Below are 20,836 nucleotides of genomic sequence, written 5' to 3' on the forward strand. Positions count from 1 at the left end.
CCCAAAGGTGCGGGTAAGCCGAAGCGCTTCCCGGCCTCAAGCGGGGACAATGAAAATCCACTTCCAGAGTAGGTTCAACCCACTCGAATCGTGTGCAACTGTGCTGTCCCTCGTGGGCCGCCCGGGAGTATAGGGGTCGAGCAGTTTGACACCGTACTGCAGAGTGGTAAAGTAGAGAAGTTGCCCCGAAGTGATGGCCGTGAGGTTTGAAGTCGGGTGCGTCTGGTCTTTGAGAACTCAACAGCGTGCACAATGTCATATGCCAAATACCTCGTGCCTGGCCTTTTTGGTTGGGTCGAGATTCCTTTGGAAATATTTATAACAAAGCAAGTCAGTAATGATTTGTTCTGTCAGTTTCAAACTTGCTTTGATGTCCGCCTATTCCGGTGGTGTTGAGGCGTAATGTGTGTCAGTCGCTTCGGTGGTTGGCTATTGAGCATTTATGGAGAGTTTGATCCTGGCTCAGGACGAACGCTGGCGGCGTGCTTAACACATGCAAGTCGAACGATGAAGGGGAGCTTGCTTCCTGGATTAGTGGCGAACGGGTGAGTAACACGTGAGTAACCTGCCCTTGACTCTGGGATAAGCGTTGGAAACGACGTCTAATACCGGATATGACTCCTGGCCGCATGGTCTGGGGGTGGAAAGATTTTTTGGTTGGGGATGGACTCGCGGCCTATCAGCTTGTTGGTGAGGTAATGGCTTACCAAGGCGACGACGGGTAGCCGGCCTGAGAGGGTGACCGGCCACACTGGGACTGAGACACGGCCCAGACTCCTACGGGAGGCAGCAGTGGGGAATATTGCACAATGGGCGCAAGCCTGATGCAGCAACGCCGCGTGGGGGATGACGGCCTTCGGGTTGTAAACCTCTTTTGGCAGGGAAGAAGTGATCCTTTTTTGGGTTGTGACGGTACCTGCAGAAAAAGCACCGGCTAACTACGTGCCAGCAGCCGCGGTAATACGTAGGGTGCAAGCGTTGTCCGGAATTATTGGGCGTAAAGAGCTCGTAGGCGGTTTGTCGCGTCTGCTGTGAAAACCCGAGGCTCAACCTCGGGCTTGCAGTGGGTACGGGCAGACTAGAGTGCGGTAGGGGAGAATGGAATTCCTGGTGTAGCGGTGGAATGCGCAGATATCAGGAGGAACACCGATGGCGAAGGCAGTTCTCTGGGCCGTAACTGACGCTGAGGAGCGAAAGCATGGGGAGCGAACAGGATTAGATACCCTGGTAGTCCATGCCGTAAACGTTGGGAACTAGATGTGGGGGCCATTCCACGGTCTCCGTGTCGCAGCTAACGCATTAAGTTCCCCGCCTGGGGAGTACGGCCGCAAGGCTAAAACTCAAAGGAATTGACGGGGGCCCGCACAAGCGGCGGAGCATGCGGATTAATTCGATGCAACGCGAAGAACCTTACCAAGGCTTGACATATACCGGTAAAGGCTGGAAACAGTCTCCCCGTAAGGTCGGTGTACAGGTGGTGCATGGTTGTCGTCAGCTCGTGTCGTGAGATGTTGGGTTAAGTCCCGCAACGAGCGCAACCCTCGTTCTATGTTGCCAGCACGTGATGGTGGGAACTCATAGGAGACTGCCGGGGTCAACTCGGAGGAAGGTGGGGATGACGTCAAATCATCATGCCCCTTATGTCTTGGGCTTCACGCATGCTACAATGGCCGGTACAAAGGGCTGCGATACCGTAAGGTGGAGCGAATCCCAAAAAGCCGGTCTCAGTTCGGATTGAGGTCTGCAACTCGACCTCATGAAGTCGGAGTCGCTAGTAATCGCAGATCAGCAACGCTGCGGTGAATACGTTCCCGGGCCTTGTACACACCGCCCGTCAAGTCATGAAAGTCGGTAACACCCAACGCCGGTGGCCTAACCCGTCAAGGGGGGGAGCCGTCTAAGGTGGGATCGGTGATTAGGACTAAGTCGTAACAAGGTAGCCGTACCGGAAGGTGCGGCTGGATCACCTCCTTTCTAAGGAGCAACTGGAGGCTTCGGTCTTCCAGGCGCCAGATTCGAACAGTCCGCCGCATTTCGTGGTGGAGCCTGGTTCGGCTGGTAGCTCATGGGTGGAACATTGACATTGGTTGTCGGCGGATCTGTTCGCAGCGAGTACGACCTCTTCGGGGGTAAGGAAAGGTGTGGGCGGTGACGCTGGTGACGTGCACGCTGTTGGGTCCTGAGGGACCCGGCCTTACCGGCCCGCCGTTTGGGTGGGGGGTGGGAACTGGACCTTCTGGGCTTCTGCTTGTCGGCATTACTGGCCGATGGTGGGGGTGCCGCCCGTATTTTGAGAACTACACAGTGGACGCGAGCATCTTAGATTCAGGACGTGAGTTCTGGATCACAAAAGATTTTTAGGGCATTCCTTCGGGGATGTTCTGACTAATCATTGGTCAATTTTGCAGCATCCTTTTTTGGGGTGTTGTGCGATCGATTCGATATTCATGTGATTTCAAGTTTCTAAGAGCAAACGGTGGATGCCTTGGCATCTGGAGCCGAAGAAGGACGTAGTAATCTGCGATAAGCCTCGGGGAGTTGATAAACGAACTGTGATCCGAGGGTGTCCGAATGGGGGAACCCCGCTGGGTGCCGTGAGGTGGCCTGGTGACTCCCGTCTGAATGTATAGGGCGGGTAGAGGGAACGTGGGGAAGTGAAACATCTCAGTACCCACAGGAAGAGAAAACAATAGTGATTCCGTGAGTAGTGGCGAGCGAAACCGGATCAGGCTAAACCGTCCATGTGTGATAGCCGGCAGGTGTTGCATGGTCGGGGTTGTGGGACTTTCCGTGGTGGGCTGCCGTCCGCCGATCGTTTCAGCGCAGCATAGATGAATGGTCTTGAAAGGCCAGCCGTAGACGGTGCCAGCCCGGTAGTTGAAATGTTGTTGTTGGCGTGGAGAGGATCCCAAGTAGCACGGGGCCCGAGAAATCCCGTGTGAATCTGTCAGGACCACCTGATAAGCCTAAATACTCCCAGATGACCGATAGCGGACAAGTACCGTGAGGGAAAGGTGAAAAGTACCCCGGGAGGGGAGTGAAATAGTACCTGAAACCGTTTGCTTACAAACCGTCGGAGCGCCCTTTGTTGGTGTGACGGCGTGCCTTTTGAAGAATGAGCCTGCGAGTTAGTGATTTGTGGCGAGGTTAACCCGTGTGGGGTATCCGTAGCGAAAGCGAGTCTGAATAGGGCGTTTTCAGTCGCAGGTCCTAGACCCGAAGCGAAGTGATCTATCCATGGCCAGGTTGAAGCGTGTGTAAGAGCACGTGGAGGACCGAACCCACTTCAGTTGAAAATGGAGGGGATGAGCTGTGGATAGGGGTGAAAGGCCAATCAAACTTCGTGATAGCTGGTTCTCTCCGAAATGCATTTAGGTGCAGCGTTGCGTGTTGCTTGCTGGAGGTAGAGCTACTGGATGGCTAATGGGCCCTAAAAGGTTACTGACGTCAGCCAAACTCCGAATGCCGGTAAGTGTAAGCGCAGCAGTGAGACGGTGGGGGATAAGCTTCATCGTCGAGAGGGAAACAACCCAGACCATCGACTAAGGTCCCTAAGCGCGTGCTAAGTGGGAAAGGATGTGGAGTTGCACAGACAACCAGGAGGTTGGCTTAGAAGCAGCCATCCTTGAAAGAGTGCGTAATAGCTCACTGGTCAAGTGATTCCGCGCCGACAATGTAACGGGGCTCAAGCACGCCACCGAAGTTGTGGCATTGACATTAGTGGTAAGCCGCACATTTTGTGTGTTGGTTCAGCCGTGTTGATGGGTAGGAGAGCGTCGTGTGGCCGGTGAAGCGGCGGGGTGACCCAGCCGTGGAGGCTACACGAGTGAGAATGCAGGCATGAGTAGCGAAAGACGGGTGAGAAACCCGTCCTCCGGAAGACCAAGGGTTCCAGGGCCAGGCTAATCCGCCCTGGGTAAGTCGGGACCTAAGGCGAGGCCGACAGGCGTAGTCGATGGACAACGGGTTGATATTCCCGTACCGGCGAAGAACCGCCCAAGCTAATCCAGTAATGCTAAGCATCTGAATCCCTATTACCTTGACCTTCGGGTTGGGGGGTGGGGCCTAGCGTGCGACCCTATGCTGGTGCGGTTAGCGTGATAACAGGTGTGACGCAGGAAGGTAGCCGTACCGGGCGATGGTTGTCCCGGGGTAAGGATGTAGGGCGAACGATAGGTAAATCCGTTGTTCATGATGCCTGAGATCTGATGCATAGCCGTTAGGCGAATTCGGTGATCCTCTGCTGCCAAGAAAAGCATCGACGCGAGGTTCTAGCTGCCCGTACCCCAAACCGACTCAGGTGGTCAGGTAGAGAATACTAAGGAGATCGAGAGAATCGTGGTTAAGGAACTCGGCAAAATGCCCCCGTAACTTCGGGAGAAGGGGGGCCTGAAGCGTGAACCCACTAGCTGGGGGATGCGTGGATGGCCGCAGAGACCAGTGGGAAGCGACTGTTTACTAAAAACACAGGTCCGTGCCAAGTCGCAAGACGATGTATACGGACTGACGCCTGCCCGGTGCTGGAAGGTTAAGAGGAACGGTTAACCCTTGCGGGTGAAGCTGAGAATTTAAGCCCCAGTAAACGGCGGTGGTAACTATAACCATCCTAAGGTAGCGAAATTCCTTGTCGGGTAAGTTCCGACCTGCACGAATGGCGTAACGACTTCCCAGCTGTCTCAACCGCGAACTCGGCGAAATTGCATTACGAGTAAAGATGCTCGTTACGCGCAGAAGGACGGAAAGACCCCGTGACCTTTACTACAGCTTGGTATTGGTGTTCGGTGTGGCTTGTGTAGGATAGGTGGGAGACGGTGAAGCTTGGACGCTAGTTCGGGTGGAGTCATTGTTGAAATACCACTCTGGTCATACTGGATATCTAACTACGAACCCTGATCGGGTTCTGGGACAGTGCCTGGTGGGTAGTTTAACTGGGGCGGTTGCCTCCTAAAGAGTAACGGAGGCGCCCAAAGGTTCCCTCAACCTGGTTGGCAATCAGGTGGCGAGTGTAAGTGCACAAGGGAGCTTGACTGTGAGACAGACACGTCGAGCAGGGACGAAAGTCGGGACTAGTGATCCGGCAGTGGCTTGTGGAAGCGCTGTCGCTCAACGGATAAAAGGTACCTCGGGGATAACAGGCTGATCTTGCCCAAGAGTCCATATCGACGGCATGGTTTGGCACCTCGATGTCGGCTCGTCGCATCCTGGGGCTGGAGTAGGTCCCAAGGGTTGGGCTGTTCGCCCATTAAAGCGGTACGCGAGCTGGGTTTAGAACGTCGTGAGACAGTTCGGTCCCTATCCTCTGCGCGCGCAGGAAATTTGAAGGGATCTGACCCTAGTACGAGAGGACCGGGTTGGACGAACCTCTGGTGTGTCAGTTGTTCCGCCAGGAGCACCGCTGATTAGCTACGTTCGGGATGGATAACCGCTGAAAGCATCTAAGCGGGAAGCCGGCCTTAAGATGAGATTTCCAACCCCCACGGGGGGAGAGGCTCCCAGCCAGACGACTGGGTTGATAGGCCGGATGTGGAAGGCAGGACGAAAGACTGCCGCAGCTGACCGGTACTAATAAGCCGATGACTTGACAATCACTACCCTGATACATGTTGTAAGGCTGGTAACAGGGGACACGGTGTAACACCGTGAGATGACACGCGTCCACTATGTGGTTCCCGATCTACGGACGGGAAACCAAACACAACCAACACCATGGTTGAAACAAAAGAACCGTACACAGATTGATACCTGTTACGGCGGCCATAGCGAGAGGGAAACGCCCGGACCCATTCCGAACCCGGAAGCTAAGACTCCCAGCGCCGATGGTACTGCAAGGGCGACCTTGTGGGAGAGTAGGACACCGCCGGACTTAACGTGCAATACCAGGAAAGCCATCCCTTCGGGGGTGGCTTTCCTGCGTTAAGCACGTGCAATCCGACGCTCCTTGATCCACATCAAGGCGATCGCAGCGTGCTTCGGCTTTGCTAGAAGAGATAACGCAGCAGCGTTCGAAAGGAAGGCGTCAGATCATGCGTACCGCGAAGTTCGAGACCGAACCGTTCACATGCCCATCCTGCATCAAGAAGATCGAAGGCGTCGTCGGCAAACTCGACGGTGTCGCCTCGACGCAGGTCATGTTCAACTCCAACAAGGTCAAGGTGCAATTCGACGAAGACCTCGTGAGTGCTGACACCATCGCCCGGTCGATCTCTACACTCGGCTACCCGGTGCTGTCTCAGAAGGTCGCCTGAATCAGGTCGGCAGACGGTGCACACGAATCCGCAAAGACTGATTCACTAGCAACATGGATGCACATGCCGCCAACCACCACGAACACGCGTCACTGGAGCAATTGGTGGCGCGTGTTCCCCTTTTCAGCCAGCTGACCGCCGACCAGCTTCATGATGTTGCCGGTCGAGTGCGTCCACGTCGTTTCGAGGCCGGCGAGCAGTTGTACGGGGCCGGCGACACTGTGCCGACGCTGATGATCCTGCACAGCGGGCGTGTCAAGATTTATCGGATCACCGAATCCGGTCATGAGCAAGTCATCCGTGTACTCGAAGCCGGAGACTTCCTGGGCGAAACAATGTTCATGAGCGGCGCCCCCGCCGATCACTTCGCTGCCACCGTGGAGACGACGGATCTCTGCACCATCCACCACGACGACGTTCGCGACTATCTGCTGCGATTCCCGTCGGTGGCTGTGACCATGCTCGAGACTCTCAGCGATCGACTCGGGGACACCGAGCGGCAGTTGAGCTCATTAGTGGGCGACGGTGCCGAACACCGTGTCGCGCACTACTTGCTCGACCTGGCCCAAACAGCGGGGAACACTTCACAGGGGAGCACCACACAGGGAGCCACCACGCTACAGCTGCCAATCGCCAAGAAAGACATCGCCTCTTACCTCGGTCTGACCCCGGAAACCCTCAGCCGCAAGCTTTCCCAGTTCGACGACGCAGGCTGGATCCGGCTTCATCCGCGGCGACGCATCGATCTGATCGACAGCGCGGCCTTGGCCGCACTCTAGCAGTCTGACGTCACCCAAGTCTGACGTCAGCAGTCCGACGTCACCCGTTTCGGCGCCCCTTGACGCCGGTCAAGGTGGTTTCGGGGCGTTGCTGCTGGACTGACCAGTAGAGGCTGCAACTGCAGCCGACCCCTCGAGCCAAGGAGCATCATGAGCGGCAGGACCAGAGCCTGGATCGCGACTATCACCGGCAGCCTTTTGCTGTTGGCGCTGATCTTCCATCTCACCGGGCTTACCGGGCTTTCGGATGCCACGCTGCTCACCTCCGCGGTGCTCGCCGCGATCCCCACCGCCATTCGCGCGGTGCAGGCGTTGCGGGCGAAAGTGTTCAGCATCGACCTGCTCGTCACCATTGCGGTGGTGGGAGCGCTGATCATCGGCGAATACATGGAAGCGGCCGTCGTGTCGTTCCTGTTCGTTTTCGGAGCCTGGCTGGAGGCTCGCACACTCGAGAAGACACGGCGTTCGTTGCGTGATCTCGTGGACATGGCGCCACAGGAGGCTCGTGTCATCCGTCACGGCGAAGCGGTTACTGTCGCGGTCGACGAGATCGTCGAGGGCGATCATGTGGTCGTGCAATCCGGCGGCAAAATCGCGGTCGACGGCACCATCCTCTCCGGCAGCGCACTCATCGATGAGGCCACGATCACCGGCGAACCCGTGCCCGCATCGAAAGGCGTCGGAGACAGGGTATACAGCGGAACTATCCTCGACAACGGCTATCTGACGGTGCTCGCGGAGCAAGTCGGCGATGACACCACGTTCGCGCAGATCATCGAACTGGTTGAAGAGGCCCAGGAGACGAAGACGCGGGCTCAACGCTTTCTGGATCGCTTTGCGACCATCTACACTCCCACAATCGTCGCGCTCTCCGCACTCGTGCTGCTTGTCACCCGGGACGTGGAGTTCGCACTGACCTTTCTCGTGATCGCGTGCCCGGGAGCTCTTGTCATCTCGACCCCGGTGTCCATGGTCGCCGGCCTCGGCAACGGGGCACGGCACGGCGTCTTGATGAAGGGCGGCGAGGCGTTGGAGCGTCTCTCCAAGATCGACACGCTGGTACTCGATAAGACAGGCACCCTCACGGTAGGGCGCCCGGAGGTGACCGAACTGCATGCGACCGGCGGCGATTCTGCCCATACCGTGCTCGCTCTGAGCGCCCAGCTCGAACTGGCTTCCGAGCATCCACTCGGCCGCACCATTGTGGACGAGGCGCGGCGACAGAATCTGGAGTTGCCGTTGCAGCCGCGCAACGTTGAGATCATTACCGGCGGTGGCATCCGCGGTCAGGTAGGCGATCGTTTCGTCGCGGTCGGCACGCGGCGCGTGCTGGCAAGCATGGGAATCGCGATGTCCGATGTCGTCGCCGGCCGCGCCGAACAGCGAGAGCGCGACGGCCACACCGTCGTGTTTGCGGTGGTAGACGGCGAACTTGCCGGGCTCATCTCGATCGCCGACAGCATCCGCCCGGGTGCACGAGCGGCTATCACCGCGCTGAGATCGCGAGGGGTGAAGAACTTCGCCATGCTCACCGGTGACAACCGGCACACGGCGCAGCTGGTCGCCGACCAATTGGGCATCGACGTCGTCGGGGCGGAACTGCTGCCGCACGACAAGGTGCGCGTGGTGCAGGAGCTGCGAGCGGACGGGCATCGCGTGGGCATGATCGGCGATGGCATCAACGACGCCCCCGCGATCGCGGCGGCAGATGTCGGTATCGCAATGGGCGCTGGAACGGACGTCTCCATTCAAACGGCGGACGTGATCTTGATGGGCAACCGGTTCGACCAGCTTGTGCACGCATACACCTTGGCCAAGGCGACGGTGCGCAACATGAAGCAGAACACCGTTATTGCCCTCGCGACCGTCGTGCTGCTGCTGACCGGCGTTCTGCTGCAGCAGGTGTTCATGGCCACGGGGATGCTCGTGCACGAGATCAGCGTGTTGATCGTGATCCTGAACGCGATCCGTCTGGTGCGTTACCGGGATCGGCGTGCGGGCTCCATGGGTGCGGCGCCGCGTCAGGACGTGCTACTGCCGGACGCGGAACGCGATACCGTGTCGCTATGAGCGACGAGAATAAACAGCTGCCCGTGCAGATCGCAATCGACGTGCCGACTCATCGGGAGGTCGGGAAGTTTGCCGACTTCGTGAACGTCTGGCACACCCCGCAGAACTTCGTGCTCGACTTTCTGTCGATCAAGAACCCGCCGCAACCGGTGCCGGACCCGGACACCGGCGAGGTGCGTCACGCGGTGCTGTCCGCCGTCGTCGGTTCGCGGGTGCGGATCCCCGCCGAGCAGATTTTTCCGCTGATCAACGCGCTGCAACAGCAGGGCCAGCAATGGCTGGACGAGACCGGCAGGGCGGCGCCACCCGAGGCGTGGCTCCCGCACCAGGACTGACGCACCAGGACTGGCGCAACAGGACTGAACAGCCGGCCGGTAGGCGGCCCGTTGCGCCGACTTCTTACGGGCTGACCACGCGGACGGGCGGCGGCGCCCAGGTTCCGTTAAGGATCTGCGGTTTCGGTGCGTAGAGCCGCATCGTGATGCCGAGGGGCCCGAGAGGTGACGGCAGCCAATTGCTTTCTTTGCCGGGGCCGGGGTTCGTGTGCTGAATGTAGAGATCGAGGGAGCCGTCTGATGCGTAAGTGAGGGCATCGCGGTCGCCGATTGCGAACCGATTCAACTCGTTAGCGGCCTGGAAGCCTTCCGCGTCGTACATGGTGAGGGACCAGAACGCTTCGACCGGAGGCAATTCGGCCTTTTCGAAGTGGAGACGGTAGCTTCGCTCGCCGACGAAAGGATCGCCGTGGTCATCAGCCACCGCAAGAGGGTAGACAGCATCTTCGGGTGGGTTCGCGCCAAGCCCTGCGATCGCGATGACAGCCCGCTTTGCATAGAAGTTGCCATAGACGCCAACCGTGTCGAGGATCATCTCCCAACCGTTGACGCGCTTGCCCACTGCAGGGATGAGCGCCGTCAACCGGGCAAGCTCGTCTCTGATTCCCGCGTTCAATGCGTCGACGGCTCCGTCCCCGAGCGGCAATGGATCGAAAGCGTCTGATGGCCCGACGCCGATGCGCGCAATCCGGGCCTGCACGGAGTAATCGGTGACGTGCCCAGGATGCATCGCAAGCAACCGGTTGGCGTAACTGAAGAATTGCAGCGCGTCGAGCGAATTGACCAGTCGAAGCGGCTCCTTGCTGAGATCGAGGGAGGCGGGTGCCGCAGTGCTGTCCCGATCGGTTGACGGTTCGCCGCCGCTCAACGTTCGGATCGAGAAGCCGGACTGCACGGCGTGCACGGCGTCGTAGTCCGCCGGCCCGTTGGTCTGGGTACGTCCGATGACCCATACGAACGGTGTCGGAGCCGCGATCGGGGTGATGCCGTCGGGCACAGCGCCCTGCCAGCCCGGAGGGGTGATCGCGAAGTCCTGCGCACTCGTACCAGTGGTTCGCTTGCCTGGCACGGCGAAAGCATCCGTCCACATGTCCAGGAGGGGCAGCAGATAATATCGTCCAGCTGTATCCGGTACGTGAATGATCAGGGGGCCGTTCGACAGGTCGAGCCACGCGACCGAATAGAGCGTGTCGAAGTTCGGACGTACGACACCTCGGAAATCCGCAGGCGGGAACACAGGAACGTGAGCGAAGGTGTTGGGTAGGCTATGCCCGATCGACGCCGATCCATCGGTGAGTTGCATCCTCGTCACGTCCATGATGACGATCGGATAGAGGTAAGTGAATGCTTCGGCGGCGAGCGCCCGAATCTCAGTCGTGTCCAGCGACATGGGTCAACCAGCTTTCTCAGATCGCACGAGGTCGTTCCTCACGCGCTGAGAGTCTTCACCGAAGCGCACACTGCTCCATCATCCGGGCAGGGTGATTAGCAGGCCACCGCGGCTTTCTGAGTCAGTGGGCGGCTGCAACCGCGGCCAATTGCGGGAGTTGCCCCTGCCACAGGCTTGCAAGCGAATGGATGCGCGAACCGGCCAGTAGCGGTAACAGACGCTCCGATTCCGTTGTCAGGTGCCGTGCAACCGCCACCCGCAACGTGACCGTCACGGCCGCGAGGGCAGCGGGCTCTTCCTCGCACGCGACCCGGTCGAACAGGTCGCCGATGTGCTCGATGTCCGCCCGCAACGTGCGAACCAGCTCGTCGCCTGTCGGTACATCCTCTGCGGCTAAGTACAGTGCGCCCGCCTCGGCAGAAAGCTGTGGCGCAAGAGACTCATGACACCAGCTGACCAGCTGTGCACGCGCAGCACGTAGCGCCTCTGAATCGCCGGATGCTGCAGCCTCGAGCAAGCGCGCTGCATCCGTCGCGAGAGCACCGGAAAGGTCGGCGTGGTGCCGGGTGATCGCGGTCAGGGCGGCCGAGTCGGCGCCGTTCGTCGCGAACACGAGCATGTTCGTCGGAGAGGAGTCTGCGTGCGTGCTGGGCGCATCCGGTGACACGTGCTCCACCGGATCACCGCTGGTCGCCACGGGCTGCTGGTGCCCGGTTTTTGGGGGCTCGTTCCTGTGGGCGCTGCCAGCGCTGCTGCCGTGCCGGAGCCTCACGGCATCGTGCCCGTCGAGAAGAGTCAACGTCAAATGCGCGGGGGTGAGCGCCTCGACCGAGTGGGGGAGACCGGCATCCAGGTGCATGATGGCGCCTGAGGGCAGATCGAGGGTTGTTCCGTCTGTGTCGATGCGCACGTCGCCTGCCAGCACCTGGATCAGAATCGGCACGGCGGCAGTGTGTTCGCGCAGTACCTGCCCGGCGTCGAGCGTCAGTCGCACGATGCGCGCGCCCGGCGCCTTGAGGATGCGCCGCGAACCGATGCGGCCGCTTTCCACCGGAAGGGCACCCAGCAACAGCTCACCGCTGGCAGCCACCACTGTAAAACGTTCCTCGCTCATGCCTCTACTCCAGGATTCGGGTGCCGCTCGGCGGATCTAATTAAACGTAACATCTTACGGTTTAATTGGCTATGACTCGGCTCGAGGCCGAGACGAACGCGCTGTTGGGCAAGCGCTGTTGGGAGCGCGCTTTTGGGCAAGCCCTGCGGGGAGGGGCGCTGCGGCGAAGGCTTTATGGGAGTCGCTGCTTCGCTCAGTGCGTCGCCAAGGCGCCGAGCAGTCGCACCTGGCACAGCTGCGGTTCGACGAACGGTCGCAGGGTCGCGTCGTCGCGATCGTGACCGAGCCGGGTGATGGCGCCCTCGAGCAGGCCGCGATGCGCCGAGCAGACGACATCGGGATACTCGGTGGCCAGCTCGCGGAAGGGGCACCCGTGCAACGCGATCACACGCTGCGCTCCGTCGTCCCCTGGCACTGACTCCGTGCTCAGTTCCGGTTCGAAGCCCAGCTGGTTGAAGATTCGGATGATCGGTTCTGCGGCATCGACATCCTTGTCGGCTGTTTCATCTGCATAGGCGGATGCCCACCGTTCTCCGGCCTCGCGTGCGCGGCTTCTGCCGCCATCCGCGTCGTGTGCCAGTGCGTCGACCAGCACTTCGCTGAGCTGGCGCAAGGCGTCATCGTTGCGTTGAACGGGAACCGCCTCGAACACGACGCGCGGGCGACCTCGCCCGCCCGCGTGCTGCGTGGAACGCGTCACAAGCCCGGCGTGCTCCAGCTGCTCGAGGTGGAAGCGGGCCGTGGTGACGTGCACGTCGAAGCGGGCAGCGATTGCAGCGGCATCCAGGGGCCCCTGTGCTTCTGTCAACGCGCTCAATACATCGCGGCGAATTCGTGAGGCGAGTGCCGCGTGCTGGTCTTCAAGCGACGTGGTCATTGATTAAGCGTAGCAGTGTGCCTTTAATTCGTTTGAGTGAATTTGCTGTCAATCTGGGGGCATCAGCCTCCCAGAAGTACCTGCTCGATTGCGTGGGCGCCGACCGCGGCCATCCGCGGATTGTCGTCGGAGTGCGCAGCCATTGCCGTCGCCATGCTCAGTGCCCAACCTCGGGCACGAGCCCAGGTGTCGTCGCCGAGCGAAGCAAGCGCGAATTGCGAGCCACCTGCGCGTTCGGCTAGGCCGGCGCGGAATGCCGCCCGACCTTCTTCGTCGAAGACGAGCCACGCTGCAGCGAGATCCGTCGCCGGGTCTCCGGCCGTCAAATCGCCGAAATCAAGCACGGCGCGCAGGGGGCGTCCACCACGCTCGGGCTGCGCGGGCTGCGCGGGCTGCGCGGCGTATGAGTGCTGCCGGGTGGCAGCTCTGTGGGGCAGGTTGTCGTCGAGCAACAGATTCGCCGGGTGCAGGTCGCCGTGCAGCCACAGGGTCGGTCCGATCCACGCCGGTGCTGCAGAGAGCATGTTCCACAGTGCGCGCAATTCGGTGGAATGCGGGATCGCCCCACTTTTTAGACGGTCGAGTACGGCAGGAGATCGAGTCGGAAGCGGTACGCCGCGCACGCGATTGAACGGCGCCACCCCTTCCGGCGCGGGCGTGTGAAGTTGCGTGATGAACTCGGCCAGATCGTCGGCGAGCGCTGCGCGGTCGCTGGCGGACGCATCCGATGCCGGGATGCCGTCGAACCACGGACAGATGCTCCACGGCCACGGGTAGAGATCACTGGGCAGCCCGATGCGAACGGGCACCGGGATCGGCACGCTCACGCGCCGGGCGAATTCAGGCAGCCAACGCTGTTCGTTCAGAGCGAGTCCGGCTGCCACGCTGCGCCGGGGAATGCGCACGCACAGGGTGTCGCCGAGACGGAAGAGTGCGTTGTCCCAGCCGTTCGCGACGAGGCGCAGTGGCCCGGTCAGGTCGGGATGCTGTGCCTGAATCAAGCGCGCGACCAGTTGGGCATCCACGGCGATGTCTGCTTCTGGGGTGTCCATGGCTGGAATCCTTCGCGGTTGACAATGGGCGTCTGCGTCGGTGAGGGCAGCTGCGGCGTCCGGGACCGAATACGACGAATTACATACAGAAAACACTCAGCAAACGCCCACGATTCATAGGTTGTTCATGGATATTGCACACCGATTCCGGGGGATCGCGAGGTTAGCTTTCTTCATCACAGTACTTGGCAACACCTCTTGGAAGTCCGGAAAGGAAACGCAATCATGGACTCAAACGAAACCCCTCAGGGTCCGACACCACAGCAGCCTTGGCGTGCGCCTACGCCCACGCCGGTCGCTGCCGCAATGGCACCCAAGAAGCACCTGAGCAGGGGTGCGATCGTCGCGCTGGGTGCGTGCACTGCCGCACTCGTTGGAATCAGCGCGGTCGGTGGCGTCTTGACCTTCACCTCGCTGGTTGCGAGGGCGTCGGCAGCCAGCCAGGCGCAAAAGGATCACAACCAATTCGAACAGGCGCTTTACGGCGGGCAGAACGGTTCCTCCGGCAGCGGTTCGGGTTCCGGTTTGTCATCCGGCGGCAACGGCAGCGGGTTCGGATACTCCGGCGGCAGCGGCTCGACCGGGAGTTCCGGCGTTGCGGCAACGACCGCGCAGTCCTCCGGCATTGTTCTGATCAACACGGTGTTGTCGTATCAGCAGGCCGAGGCGGCAGGAACCGGCATGGTCCTCACCAGCAACGGTGAGATCCTGACCAACAACCACGTCGTTGCCGGTGCCACGTCTATCTCGGTCACGGTCGCCTCGAGCGGAAAGACCTACACCGCCAACGTCGTCGGCACGGATGCGACGGACGACGTCGCCGTGCTGCAACTGTCCGGCGCCTCAGGCCTCACGACCGCGAAGCTCGACAGCTCGGGGAACGTACAGACCGGTGACTCGGTCACTGGTGTCGGCAACGCGGGCGGAACGGGGACGCTGACCGCGGCTGCGGGCTCAGTGACCGCGCTCGATCAGACGATCACGACGCAGGCGGAGGGGGCCGCGGCATCCGAAACGCTGAACGGTCTGATTCAGACGGATGCCGACATTCAGGCAGGCGACTCAGGCGGGCCGCTGTATAACGCGTCTGGTTCAATCGTCGGAATCGACACGGCGGCATCGTCGGGCACCGCGCAGACGGAAGGGTACGCGATTCCGATCTCGAGTGCATTGACGATCGCTAAGCAGATCGAGTCTGGAAACGCTTCGGACACCGTTTCGATCGGATACCCGGCGTTCCTGGGGATCGAGGTCGGGTCCAGTGCAAGCAGCGGTAGCGGCCAGGGCGGTTTCGGATCGCAAGGCGGCTTTGGGTCGCAGGGCGGCTTCGGATCGCAGAGCGGCTCCGATTCGCTCGGCGGGAATAGCGACCAGAGCGTCGCGGGCGCACCCGTTGCCGGTGTCATCAACGGAGGGCCTGCCGCGGGTGCGGGCATTGTGGCCGGCGACACGATCACGGCGCTCAACGGTGCGACGATCGGTTCAGCGAGCGATCTGACCCAGGCTCTGAGCGGTTACAAGCCCGGTCAGAGTGTGACAGTCACCTGGACGGATGCCTCGGGCGCCTCGCACAGTGCGAGCCTCACCCTGGCAACCGGCCCGGCTGCGTGAGGCGCATCGCCACCCCGTTGGTCGAGTAGCGCGCGAGCGCAGCGAGCACGCCAATCGAGACCCCCGTGAGTCAGCTTGCGGGGGTCTCGATACGCTCGTTCCTCGCTACTCGACCAGCGGTGGGGGGTCTCGATACGCTCGTTCCTCGCTACTCGACCAGCGGTACGGGGGGTGTGGTGGTCGAGTAGCGCGTGAGCGCAGCGAGCACGCGTATCGAGACCTGCCGAGCTACGGCGTGACGAAGGCTCCGGCAGCAGCATCGGCCGGCGCCTGCTGCTTGAGTACGAAGTGCTGTTTCTTGCCGGTCGCCGTGTACGGCAGGCTTTCGACGAAGGTGTACCGCCGCGGCCGCTTGTAGTGCGCGAGCGAAACGCTGGACTTGCAGAACGCGTCAAGTTCGATTGCGGCGGCAGCGGCATCCGTCAACGCCCCGGCGCGGGGCTGCACGTACGCGACGACGACCTCGCCCCACTCCTCGTCCGGAAGTCCGACGACGATGCTGTCGGCAACCCCCGAATGCCCGGCCAGTACTTCCTCAACCTGCACCGGATGCACGTTCTCGCCGCCCGAAATGATCATGTCGTCTTTGCGGCCGATGATCGTGACAATCTCGTTCTCGTCCCAGCTGGCGAGATCTCCCGGATACACCCAGCCGTCGCGGAACTTCTCCGCCTCCTCATCCGGATTGTGCATGTAGGCGTACCCGCTCTTCACCGAGCGCATGATGACCTCGCCGATCTCGTGCCCGTTCTTCTCCGCGTGGTCATCCGGCCCCGCGATGCGGTCTTTGTAGACCTTGACGACGGCCACGTCGTCGTCGAGACAGGCGCGGCCGGCTGCACCGGCGGCATCCGGAAGGTCGTCGGGGCGCAGGTAGGTGTTCCAGAACGCCTCAGTGGTTCCGTAGCCGTTCGCGATGCGTTTGGTCAGCGTGTTCTGGTAGCGCAACGCGGCGGCCCGATCGAGCGGCGCCCCCATTGTGACCATGCCGCGCAGCGAGCTGAGGTCACGCGGGCGCGCCTCCTGCTCATCCGCAAGCCGCTCCAGGTTGGTCGGCGCGCCGATGACGTAGGTCAACTTGTACTTCTGGATGCTGTCCAGCACGAGCCCCGCGTCGAACTGCGGCAGCGTGACCACTTCTGCGCCGACGAAGAAGGCGGTGTTCGGCCCCGCGCAGTAGTTGCCGCCGCGGTGGAACCACGGTGACATGTTCATGGTTTTATCGGTCGGGGCGAGCGGGAAGTGCATGATCACATCGTGTGCTGTGAGCACCTCGTTCAGGCTTGTCAGCGGCACCGCCTTCGGCATGCCGGTCGTGCCGGAGGTGTACAGGCGGCTCGTCTCATCCCAGACGCTGGCGCCTTCCGGTGCGCGGAAGCTCGGCGCGTCGTCGGCGAGCAACTCGTCGAAGTGGATCGATCCGGGGATCAGCTCGCCTGCGCCGACACCGGCGAGGATGCGCGGGGCGTGAGTTGCGAGGCCGAGGGCGGCGGAGACATCCGCTCGCGCAGCGGTGTCGTAGACGAACACGACGGGCTTCGAGTCGTTGAGGATGTGCGCGGTCTCGGCGGGGGCGAGCCTGAAGTTCATCGGTGAGCTGACGGCTCGCAGCCCTTGTGCGGCCACGTACAGGAACGCGAACTCGGGCGTGTTCATGAGCTGATACGCGATGATGTCGCCCACCCCGACGCCGCGGGCTGCGAGGCCGGCGACCAGGTTGCCGGTCACCTGACCGAGTTCGGCGTAGGTCCAGGAGCGGCCGGTCGGCGGATCGGTGATCGCGGTGCGTTTGCCGTAGCGATGAGTGTTGCGTTCGAACGCCGCCGCATAGGTGAAGTGGCTCTCGAACACAGACTGCAGCGCGCTCGGATCGTATTCGGTGTTGCGCTGCGCGATTCCGGACTCGGCGCGGGCGTTCTCAGTGATGCTCAATGTGACCTCGTTTCTGAGGCTGAGTTCCGCCACAGTGAGCGGGGCAGCTCAGTCGTCTTAATACTTGGGCGGGCGCGCGAGGCGCTCAAATCCTCAGTCTATTCCCAGGGTGTCGTTGCGCGGACGGGATCGCGCACGCTGAGCCGGGCCCCGTCGCGGCGGAGTGGGTCAGATCAGAGCAGGTCGCGCCGGTGGACCAGTGCCCCGGCGCCGATCAGCGGGCCTTCTCCGGAAAGGCCCGAGCGGGTGACGGCTACGGCGCGCGCATAGTCCAGGATGGCACACTCGTGGATTGTGGCGAGCACAAGTTCGATGTAGTCCGGTGCGACGTTGGCGAAGCCGCCACCGATGGCTACATGCCGCAGGTCGAGCAGACTTGCCGCGCTGGCGATGGCCTCGCCGACGGCCGTGGTCGACCGGCGCACCGCCTTGATGGCGACAGGCACGCAGGCCGCGTAATCCGCGGCGAGATCTTCGCCGGTGGCGCCGGTCCAGCCTTGGCTCTGCGCCCACGTGACGGTGTGCGGGCCCGCAGCGAGGTTTTCCAGCGACGATGCGGCGCTGGTCTGGCCCGCTTTCCGCGCTGCCAGCTGCAGCTGGCCGATGTGGCCGGCGTTGCCGGAGTCGCCTGCGAGCACGTGCCCGCCCAGGATGATGCCGCCGCCCACTCCGGTCGACACGACCATCGCCATTGAGTTGTCGATGCCGCGCGTTGCTCCGAGCCAGTGTTCGGCAAGCGCGATGCAGGTGCCGTCCAGTCGCAGCGTCACCCGGGCATCTCCGACCAGCCGTTGCACGAACTCACTGACGCGGAATCCGGCCAGTTGCGGCAAATTCAGCGGGGAGATCGAATTGTCGGTCAGCGAGATTGGACCGGCAGAGCCGATTCCGACGCCGATCAGTGCGTCAGCCGGAGTCAGCGACGCGAGTGCGGCGGTCACGACGGTACCGACGGCGGCCGTCAGTTGCTCGCGGGTGGCCGTCGGTCCGGTCGCGACGCGGTGGCGGCTCGCGGTGCGGAGCGCGCCATCCGCTGAGACGAGGGCGGCGTCGACCTTCGTGCCGCCGATGTCGACGGCGAGCGCGAGTTCGCGGGGGAGTGGTGTCACGGTGGGAACTTTCGATCGACGGATGCCGCGCAGCGCGTGCAGCCGCTTCGATCGTAGCCAATCCGCGGCGTCAGTCTGACAATGGGGCAGCCGGGTGTGACGCGCGGCCGGGGCTGAGCCTCACTTGCTCCCGCGGCCGCTCCTCGGTCGGCGAAGGCCGAGCACCACGAGTACGATTCCGACGACCACGACGATCAGCCCGATGAGGAGCCACATTCGGTTGCCGGTCATGAAACTCCCCGGGATCAGGTTCAGTCCCTGCCCGGCGAATACTCCACCAATGATCACGGCGAGTACCCCGACGGTGACGAGGGCGATCCGCCCGACTCTGCTGCTCACGCTGCTAATTTACGCTTCACCACTTCCCGTCGGCTGAAAAATGAGCGAGGCGTGCGTTGCGCCACATTCCGCCGTCGGCGCGCTGCTGCGGCTGCGGCTCTACTGACTCTGCAGCTTTATCGACTCAAATGCCCAGAAGCTTGGCCTTTGCCGCGGTAAATTCCGCGTCGTTGATCAGGCCGGCCTGGTGCATCTGGCCCAGCTTCGCCAGCTGCGTCAGCATGTCATCCTGAATCGGTGCAGCCGCGGCCGCCGCCGCTTGTGCCGCCGCTTGCTGTGCCTGATCGGTGGCAAGTTGCACCTGCGCCTGGATCTCGGCCTGTTGCGCTGCTGCTGCCTGCTCGGCTGCTGCTGCGTGTTGCTGAGCACCCGCCTGCTGCTTGTCCCGGATGCCTCCCGATACTGCGGTCGCGGTGCCTGCTATCACGGCGGTGCGAGCCATCGTACCGATGAGTCCTGGGCGCCCCATACGTCGTAGCATTCGTTTCTCCTTCGTGGCGGTGATGTTCGTGGTACTGCTATTCGGCGGCGGCAATCGCCGCAGTGACTTCTGCAACGACCGATGCTGGCACCCGAACGCTGTCCCGTTGGATGCCTCCGGAATTGACCACGGCTTCGCGCAGCCCCTTCGCCCAGGTGTGCTCGAACACCAGGATGGCGGCGGAGTCTCCTGGCTGCAGGCCCGAAGTGAGCGCCTCGACGTCCTCGTCCGAGATGAGACCCTCGATGTGGTCGATGACACTGTTCAGCACGGTGGCGTCATTGTTGGCGCCTAGCTCGTCGAACTCGAGGTACGTCGTTTCACCCCGGTCGTTTGAGGTCACGAACAGACCGTCGATGATCGTGATTGTCTCGGTATCCACCAACCGGGACAGTTCCGGGATGATCTCGCCGGAGAACTTGTTGCCGGGGAAAACGAGGGTCAGAATCTCGACGGGGCCCAGGGTCATGATGTTCTCCGGTTCTCAGTTGTGTGCGCGCACGGGTGCGCTGGTCGCTACTCTATCGGTGTCAGCTCGGGCACCTGCCAGCTTCCGTCGAGGATCTCCTCCCGTGGCCGGTAAAGGCGAATGAGGAAGTTCCAGCCCGCCGGAGTCGGGATTGCGTTGGGGGTGCCGTCGGGGAAGTCGCCGAAGTGCACAGTGACCGATCCGTCGGAATTCGATTCGGCCGTGATGTCGTTTACCGTGTAGGAATCGGCCGCATTGGGCTCGAAGTAACCCGCCTGGTTGTAAACCGACACGGACCAGAATCCGTCGACGGGAACATTGGCGAGGGTCAATTCGTAACGCCCTTCGGGCACCTGCGGGTTGACCCCGACATAGGATGCTTCAGCGCTGGGCAGGCCACCCCATCCCGCCGCGGTTCCGATCAGGTGGCGAACGGGATCGACTTCGTCTCTCGACCCGAACATCTTGTCGAATCCGCTCAGCTCAGCGGCGAGGGCCAGGAGCGCGTTGCGTGTCGCGTCGAAGCTCTTCGTGTCGTAATCCGGATATGCGAAGGGCACAGACGATCCAGCGGTCAACGCGATTTGGTCCTGAAGTACGGCGACCGCCGCAATATCTGATGCGTCGGCCGGGTCAACTAGCGTGCGGATTGCGACCACCACATAGGGCGTGCCGAACTCGGCAACTGTCAACTCATATTTGCCCGCGTCGTGATAGGTAGCGTTGACGAAATGGTCTTGATTCACCACCATTGCGGAGAGGTAGCGTTCACCGTGTTCGGGAAGCGTAAGCGTCGCCCCGGCGCTGATGTCTACTACAGCGAAACTGTACAGAGTGTCACGATTGAGCCGGATCACCGTCTGCCGATCGATCGCCGCAGGCTGACGGTTATGCAGAAATGTGTTCACTCCGCCGGCATCCCGACTCAAGTCGGCCATCATTCGATCGTTTTCCGCTCGAACGAAATTGTCCGCATTCACGTGTGTCGACATCAATTGCTCCGTCCCTGGTCTTCTGAGCACAGTATGGCGGA

Annotated in this window: 15 protein-coding genes and 3 rRNA genes; 8 read left to right on the forward strand and 10 right to left on the reverse strand. The window is 61.6% G+C overall.

Going from position 1 to position 20,836, the window contains the following annotated elements; translation table 11 throughout:
- Nucleotides 1-439 precede the first annotated feature (439 nt).
- The 7 genes from QU604_RS03455 (at nucleotide 440) to QU604_RS03485 (ending at nucleotide 9,429) form a co-directional block, all read left to right on the forward strand.
- A 16S ribosomal RNA gene (locus QU604_RS03455) occupies nucleotides 440-1,974 on the forward strand.
- Nucleotides 1,975-2,453: 479 nt separating this feature from the next.
- Nucleotides 2,454-5,586 (forward strand): 23S ribosomal RNA (locus QU604_RS03460).
- Nucleotides 5,587-5,746: 160 nt separating this feature from the next.
- Nucleotides 5,747-5,863 (forward strand): 5S ribosomal RNA (rrf, locus tag QU604_RS03465).
- Together the 16S, 23S and 5S rRNA genes form the textbook arrangement of a ribosomal RNA operon.
- 160 nt (nucleotides 5,864-6,023) lie before the next feature.
- Nucleotides 6,024-6,245, forward strand: a complete 222-nt coding sequence (locus tag QU604_RS03470; RefSeq protein ID WP_308467405.1) for a heavy-metal-associated domain-containing protein — start codon at nucleotides 6,024-6,026, stop codon at nucleotides 6,243-6,245.
- Between the two features lie 53 nt (nucleotides 6,246-6,298).
- Nucleotides 6,299-7,024 (forward strand): Crp/Fnr family transcriptional regulator, encoded by a 726-nt coding sequence (locus QU604_RS03475; protein ID WP_308467406.1) that lies wholly within the window; start codon nucleotides 6,299-6,301, stop codon nucleotides 7,022-7,024.
- A 150-nt stretch (nucleotides 7,025-7,174) separates the two neighbouring features.
- Nucleotides 7,175-9,094 carry a heavy metal translocating P-type ATPase gene (locus tag QU604_RS03480; RefSeq protein ID WP_308467407.1) on the forward strand — a complete coding sequence of 640 codons (1,920 nt, stop codon included), beginning with the start codon at nucleotides 7,175-7,177 and terminating at the stop codon, nucleotides 9,092-9,094.
- A complete protein-coding gene (locus QU604_RS03485; RefSeq protein ID WP_308467408.1) occupies nucleotides 9,091-9,429 on the forward strand; it encodes a DUF3467 domain-containing protein in 339 nt (112 codons plus the stop codon). The genes QU604_RS03480 and QU604_RS03485 overlap by 4 nt, the downstream gene beginning before the upstream one ends.
- Nucleotides 9,430-9,493: 64 nt before the next feature.
- On the opposite strand, the gene QU604_RS03490 is transcribed toward QU604_RS03485, so the two are convergent.
- The 4 genes from QU604_RS03490 to QU604_RS03505 form a co-directional block, all read right to left on the reverse strand.
- Nucleotides 9,494-10,819, reverse strand: coding sequence for a DUF1254 domain-containing protein (locus QU604_RS03490; protein ID WP_308467409.1), 1,326 nt, complete (start codon nucleotides 10,817-10,819; stop codon nucleotides 9,494-9,496).
- Between the two features lie 121 nt (nucleotides 10,820-10,940).
- A complete protein-coding gene (locus tag QU604_RS03495) occupies nucleotides 10,941-11,933 on the reverse strand; it encodes a hemerythrin domain-containing protein (protein ID WP_308467410.1) in 993 nt (330 codons plus the stop codon).
- A gap of 193 nt (nucleotides 11,934-12,126) precedes the next feature.
- Nucleotides 12,127-12,810: a helix-turn-helix transcriptional regulator gene (locus tag QU604_RS03500; protein ID WP_308467411.1), complete on the reverse strand. Its 684-nt coding sequence runs from the start codon at nucleotides 12,808-12,810 to the stop codon at nucleotides 12,127-12,129.
- Between the two features lie 62 nt (nucleotides 12,811-12,872).
- Complete coding sequence (locus QU604_RS03505; RefSeq protein WP_308467412.1) at nucleotides 12,873-13,862, reverse strand: aminoglycoside phosphotransferase family protein; 990 nt, start codon at nucleotides 13,860-13,862, stop codon at nucleotides 12,873-12,875.
- A 225-nt stretch (nucleotides 13,863-14,087) separates the two neighbouring features.
- Here QU604_RS03505 and QU604_RS03510 point away from each other — a divergent pair, with 225 nt between their 5' ends.
- Nucleotides 14,088-15,473 (forward strand): S1C family serine protease, encoded by a 1,386-nt coding sequence (locus tag QU604_RS03510; protein WP_308467413.1) that lies wholly within the window; start codon nucleotides 14,088-14,090, stop codon nucleotides 15,471-15,473.
- A gap of 228 nt (nucleotides 15,474-15,701) precedes the next feature.
- Here the strand turns inward: QU604_RS03510 and QU604_RS03515 are convergent, their stop codons facing one another.
- The 6 genes from QU604_RS03515 to QU604_RS03540 form a co-directional block, all read right to left on the reverse strand.
- Nucleotides 15,702-17,405 (reverse strand): class I adenylate-forming enzyme family protein, encoded by a 1,704-nt coding sequence (locus QU604_RS03515; protein WP_308467414.1) that lies wholly within the window; start codon nucleotides 17,403-17,405, stop codon nucleotides 15,702-15,704.
- 173 nt (nucleotides 17,406-17,578) lie between these two features.
- Nucleotides 17,579-18,514, reverse strand: a complete 936-nt coding sequence (locus QU604_RS03520) for an ROK family protein (protein WP_308467415.1) — start codon at nucleotides 18,512-18,514, stop codon at nucleotides 17,579-17,581.
- 120 nt (nucleotides 18,515-18,634) lie between these two features.
- Entirely contained in the window at nucleotides 18,635-18,853 is a 219-nt protein-coding gene (locus tag QU604_RS03525; protein ID WP_308467416.1) for a hypothetical protein, read from the reverse strand.
- Nucleotides 18,854-18,977: 124 nt separating this feature from the next.
- Nucleotides 18,978-19,334: an SHOCT domain-containing protein gene (locus QU604_RS03530; RefSeq protein ID WP_308467417.1), complete on the reverse strand. Its 357-nt coding sequence runs from the start codon at nucleotides 19,332-19,334 to the stop codon at nucleotides 18,978-18,980.
- A gap of 37 nt (nucleotides 19,335-19,371) precedes the next feature.
- A complete protein-coding gene (locus QU604_RS03535) occupies nucleotides 19,372-19,803 on the reverse strand; it encodes a DUF6325 family protein (protein ID WP_308467418.1) in 432 nt (143 codons plus the stop codon).
- Between the two features lie 47 nt (nucleotides 19,804-19,850).
- Nucleotides 19,851-20,795, reverse strand: coding sequence for a DUF1214 domain-containing protein (locus tag QU604_RS03540; RefSeq protein ID WP_308467419.1), 945 nt, complete (start codon nucleotides 20,793-20,795; stop codon nucleotides 19,851-19,853).
- Nucleotides 20,796-20,836 lie beyond the last annotated feature (41 nt).

Source organism: Rathayibacter sp. SW19, assembly GCF_030866825.1.
In the GTDB taxonomy this organism is placed as follows: Bacteria; Actinomycetota; Actinomycetes; order Actinomycetales; family Microbacteriaceae; genus Rathayibacter_A; species Rathayibacter_A soli.

Coding starts and splice junctions, on each gene's coding strand:
- QU604_RS03530 (WP_308467417.1), bottom strand. CDS start 19,334: ATGCTACGACGTATGGGGCGCCCAGGACTCATCGGTACGATGGCTCGC.
- QU604_RS03485 (WP_308467408.1), top strand. CDS start 9,091: ATGAGCGACGAGAATAAACAGCTGCCCGTGCAGATCGCAATCGACGTG.
- QU604_RS03500 (WP_308467411.1), bottom strand. CDS start 12,810: ATGACCACGTCGCTTGAAGACCAGCACGCGGCACTCGCCTCACGAATT.
- QU604_RS03505 (WP_308467412.1), bottom strand. CDS start 13,862: ATGGACACCCCAGAAGCAGACATCGCCGTGGATGCCCAACTGGTCGCG.
- QU604_RS03495 (WP_308467410.1), bottom strand. CDS start 11,933: ATGAGCGAGGAACGTTTTACAGTGGTGGCTGCCAGCGGTGAGCTGTTG.
- QU604_RS03490 (WP_308467409.1), bottom strand. CDS start 10,819: ATGTCGCTGGACACGACTGAGATTCGGGCGCTCGCCGCCGAAGCATTC.
- QU604_RS03510 (WP_308467413.1), top strand. CDS start 14,088: ATGGACTCAAACGAAACCCCTCAGGGTCCGACACCACAGCAGCCTTGG.
- QU604_RS03470 (WP_308467405.1), top strand. CDS start 6,024: ATGCGTACCGCGAAGTTCGAGACCGAACCGTTCACATGCCCATCCTGC.
- QU604_RS03480 (WP_308467407.1), top strand. CDS start 7,175: ATGAGCGGCAGGACCAGAGCCTGGATCGCGACTATCACCGGCAGCCTT.
- QU604_RS03535 (WP_308467418.1), bottom strand. CDS start 19,803: ATGACCCTGGGCCCCGTCGAGATTCTGACCCTCGTTTTCCCCGGCAAC.
- QU604_RS03540 (WP_308467419.1), bottom strand. CDS start 20,795: ATGTCGACACACGTGAATGCGGACAATTTCGTTCGAGCGGAAAACGAT.
- QU604_RS03475 (WP_308467406.1), top strand. CDS start 6,299: ATGGATGCACATGCCGCCAACCACCACGAACACGCGTCACTGGAGCAA.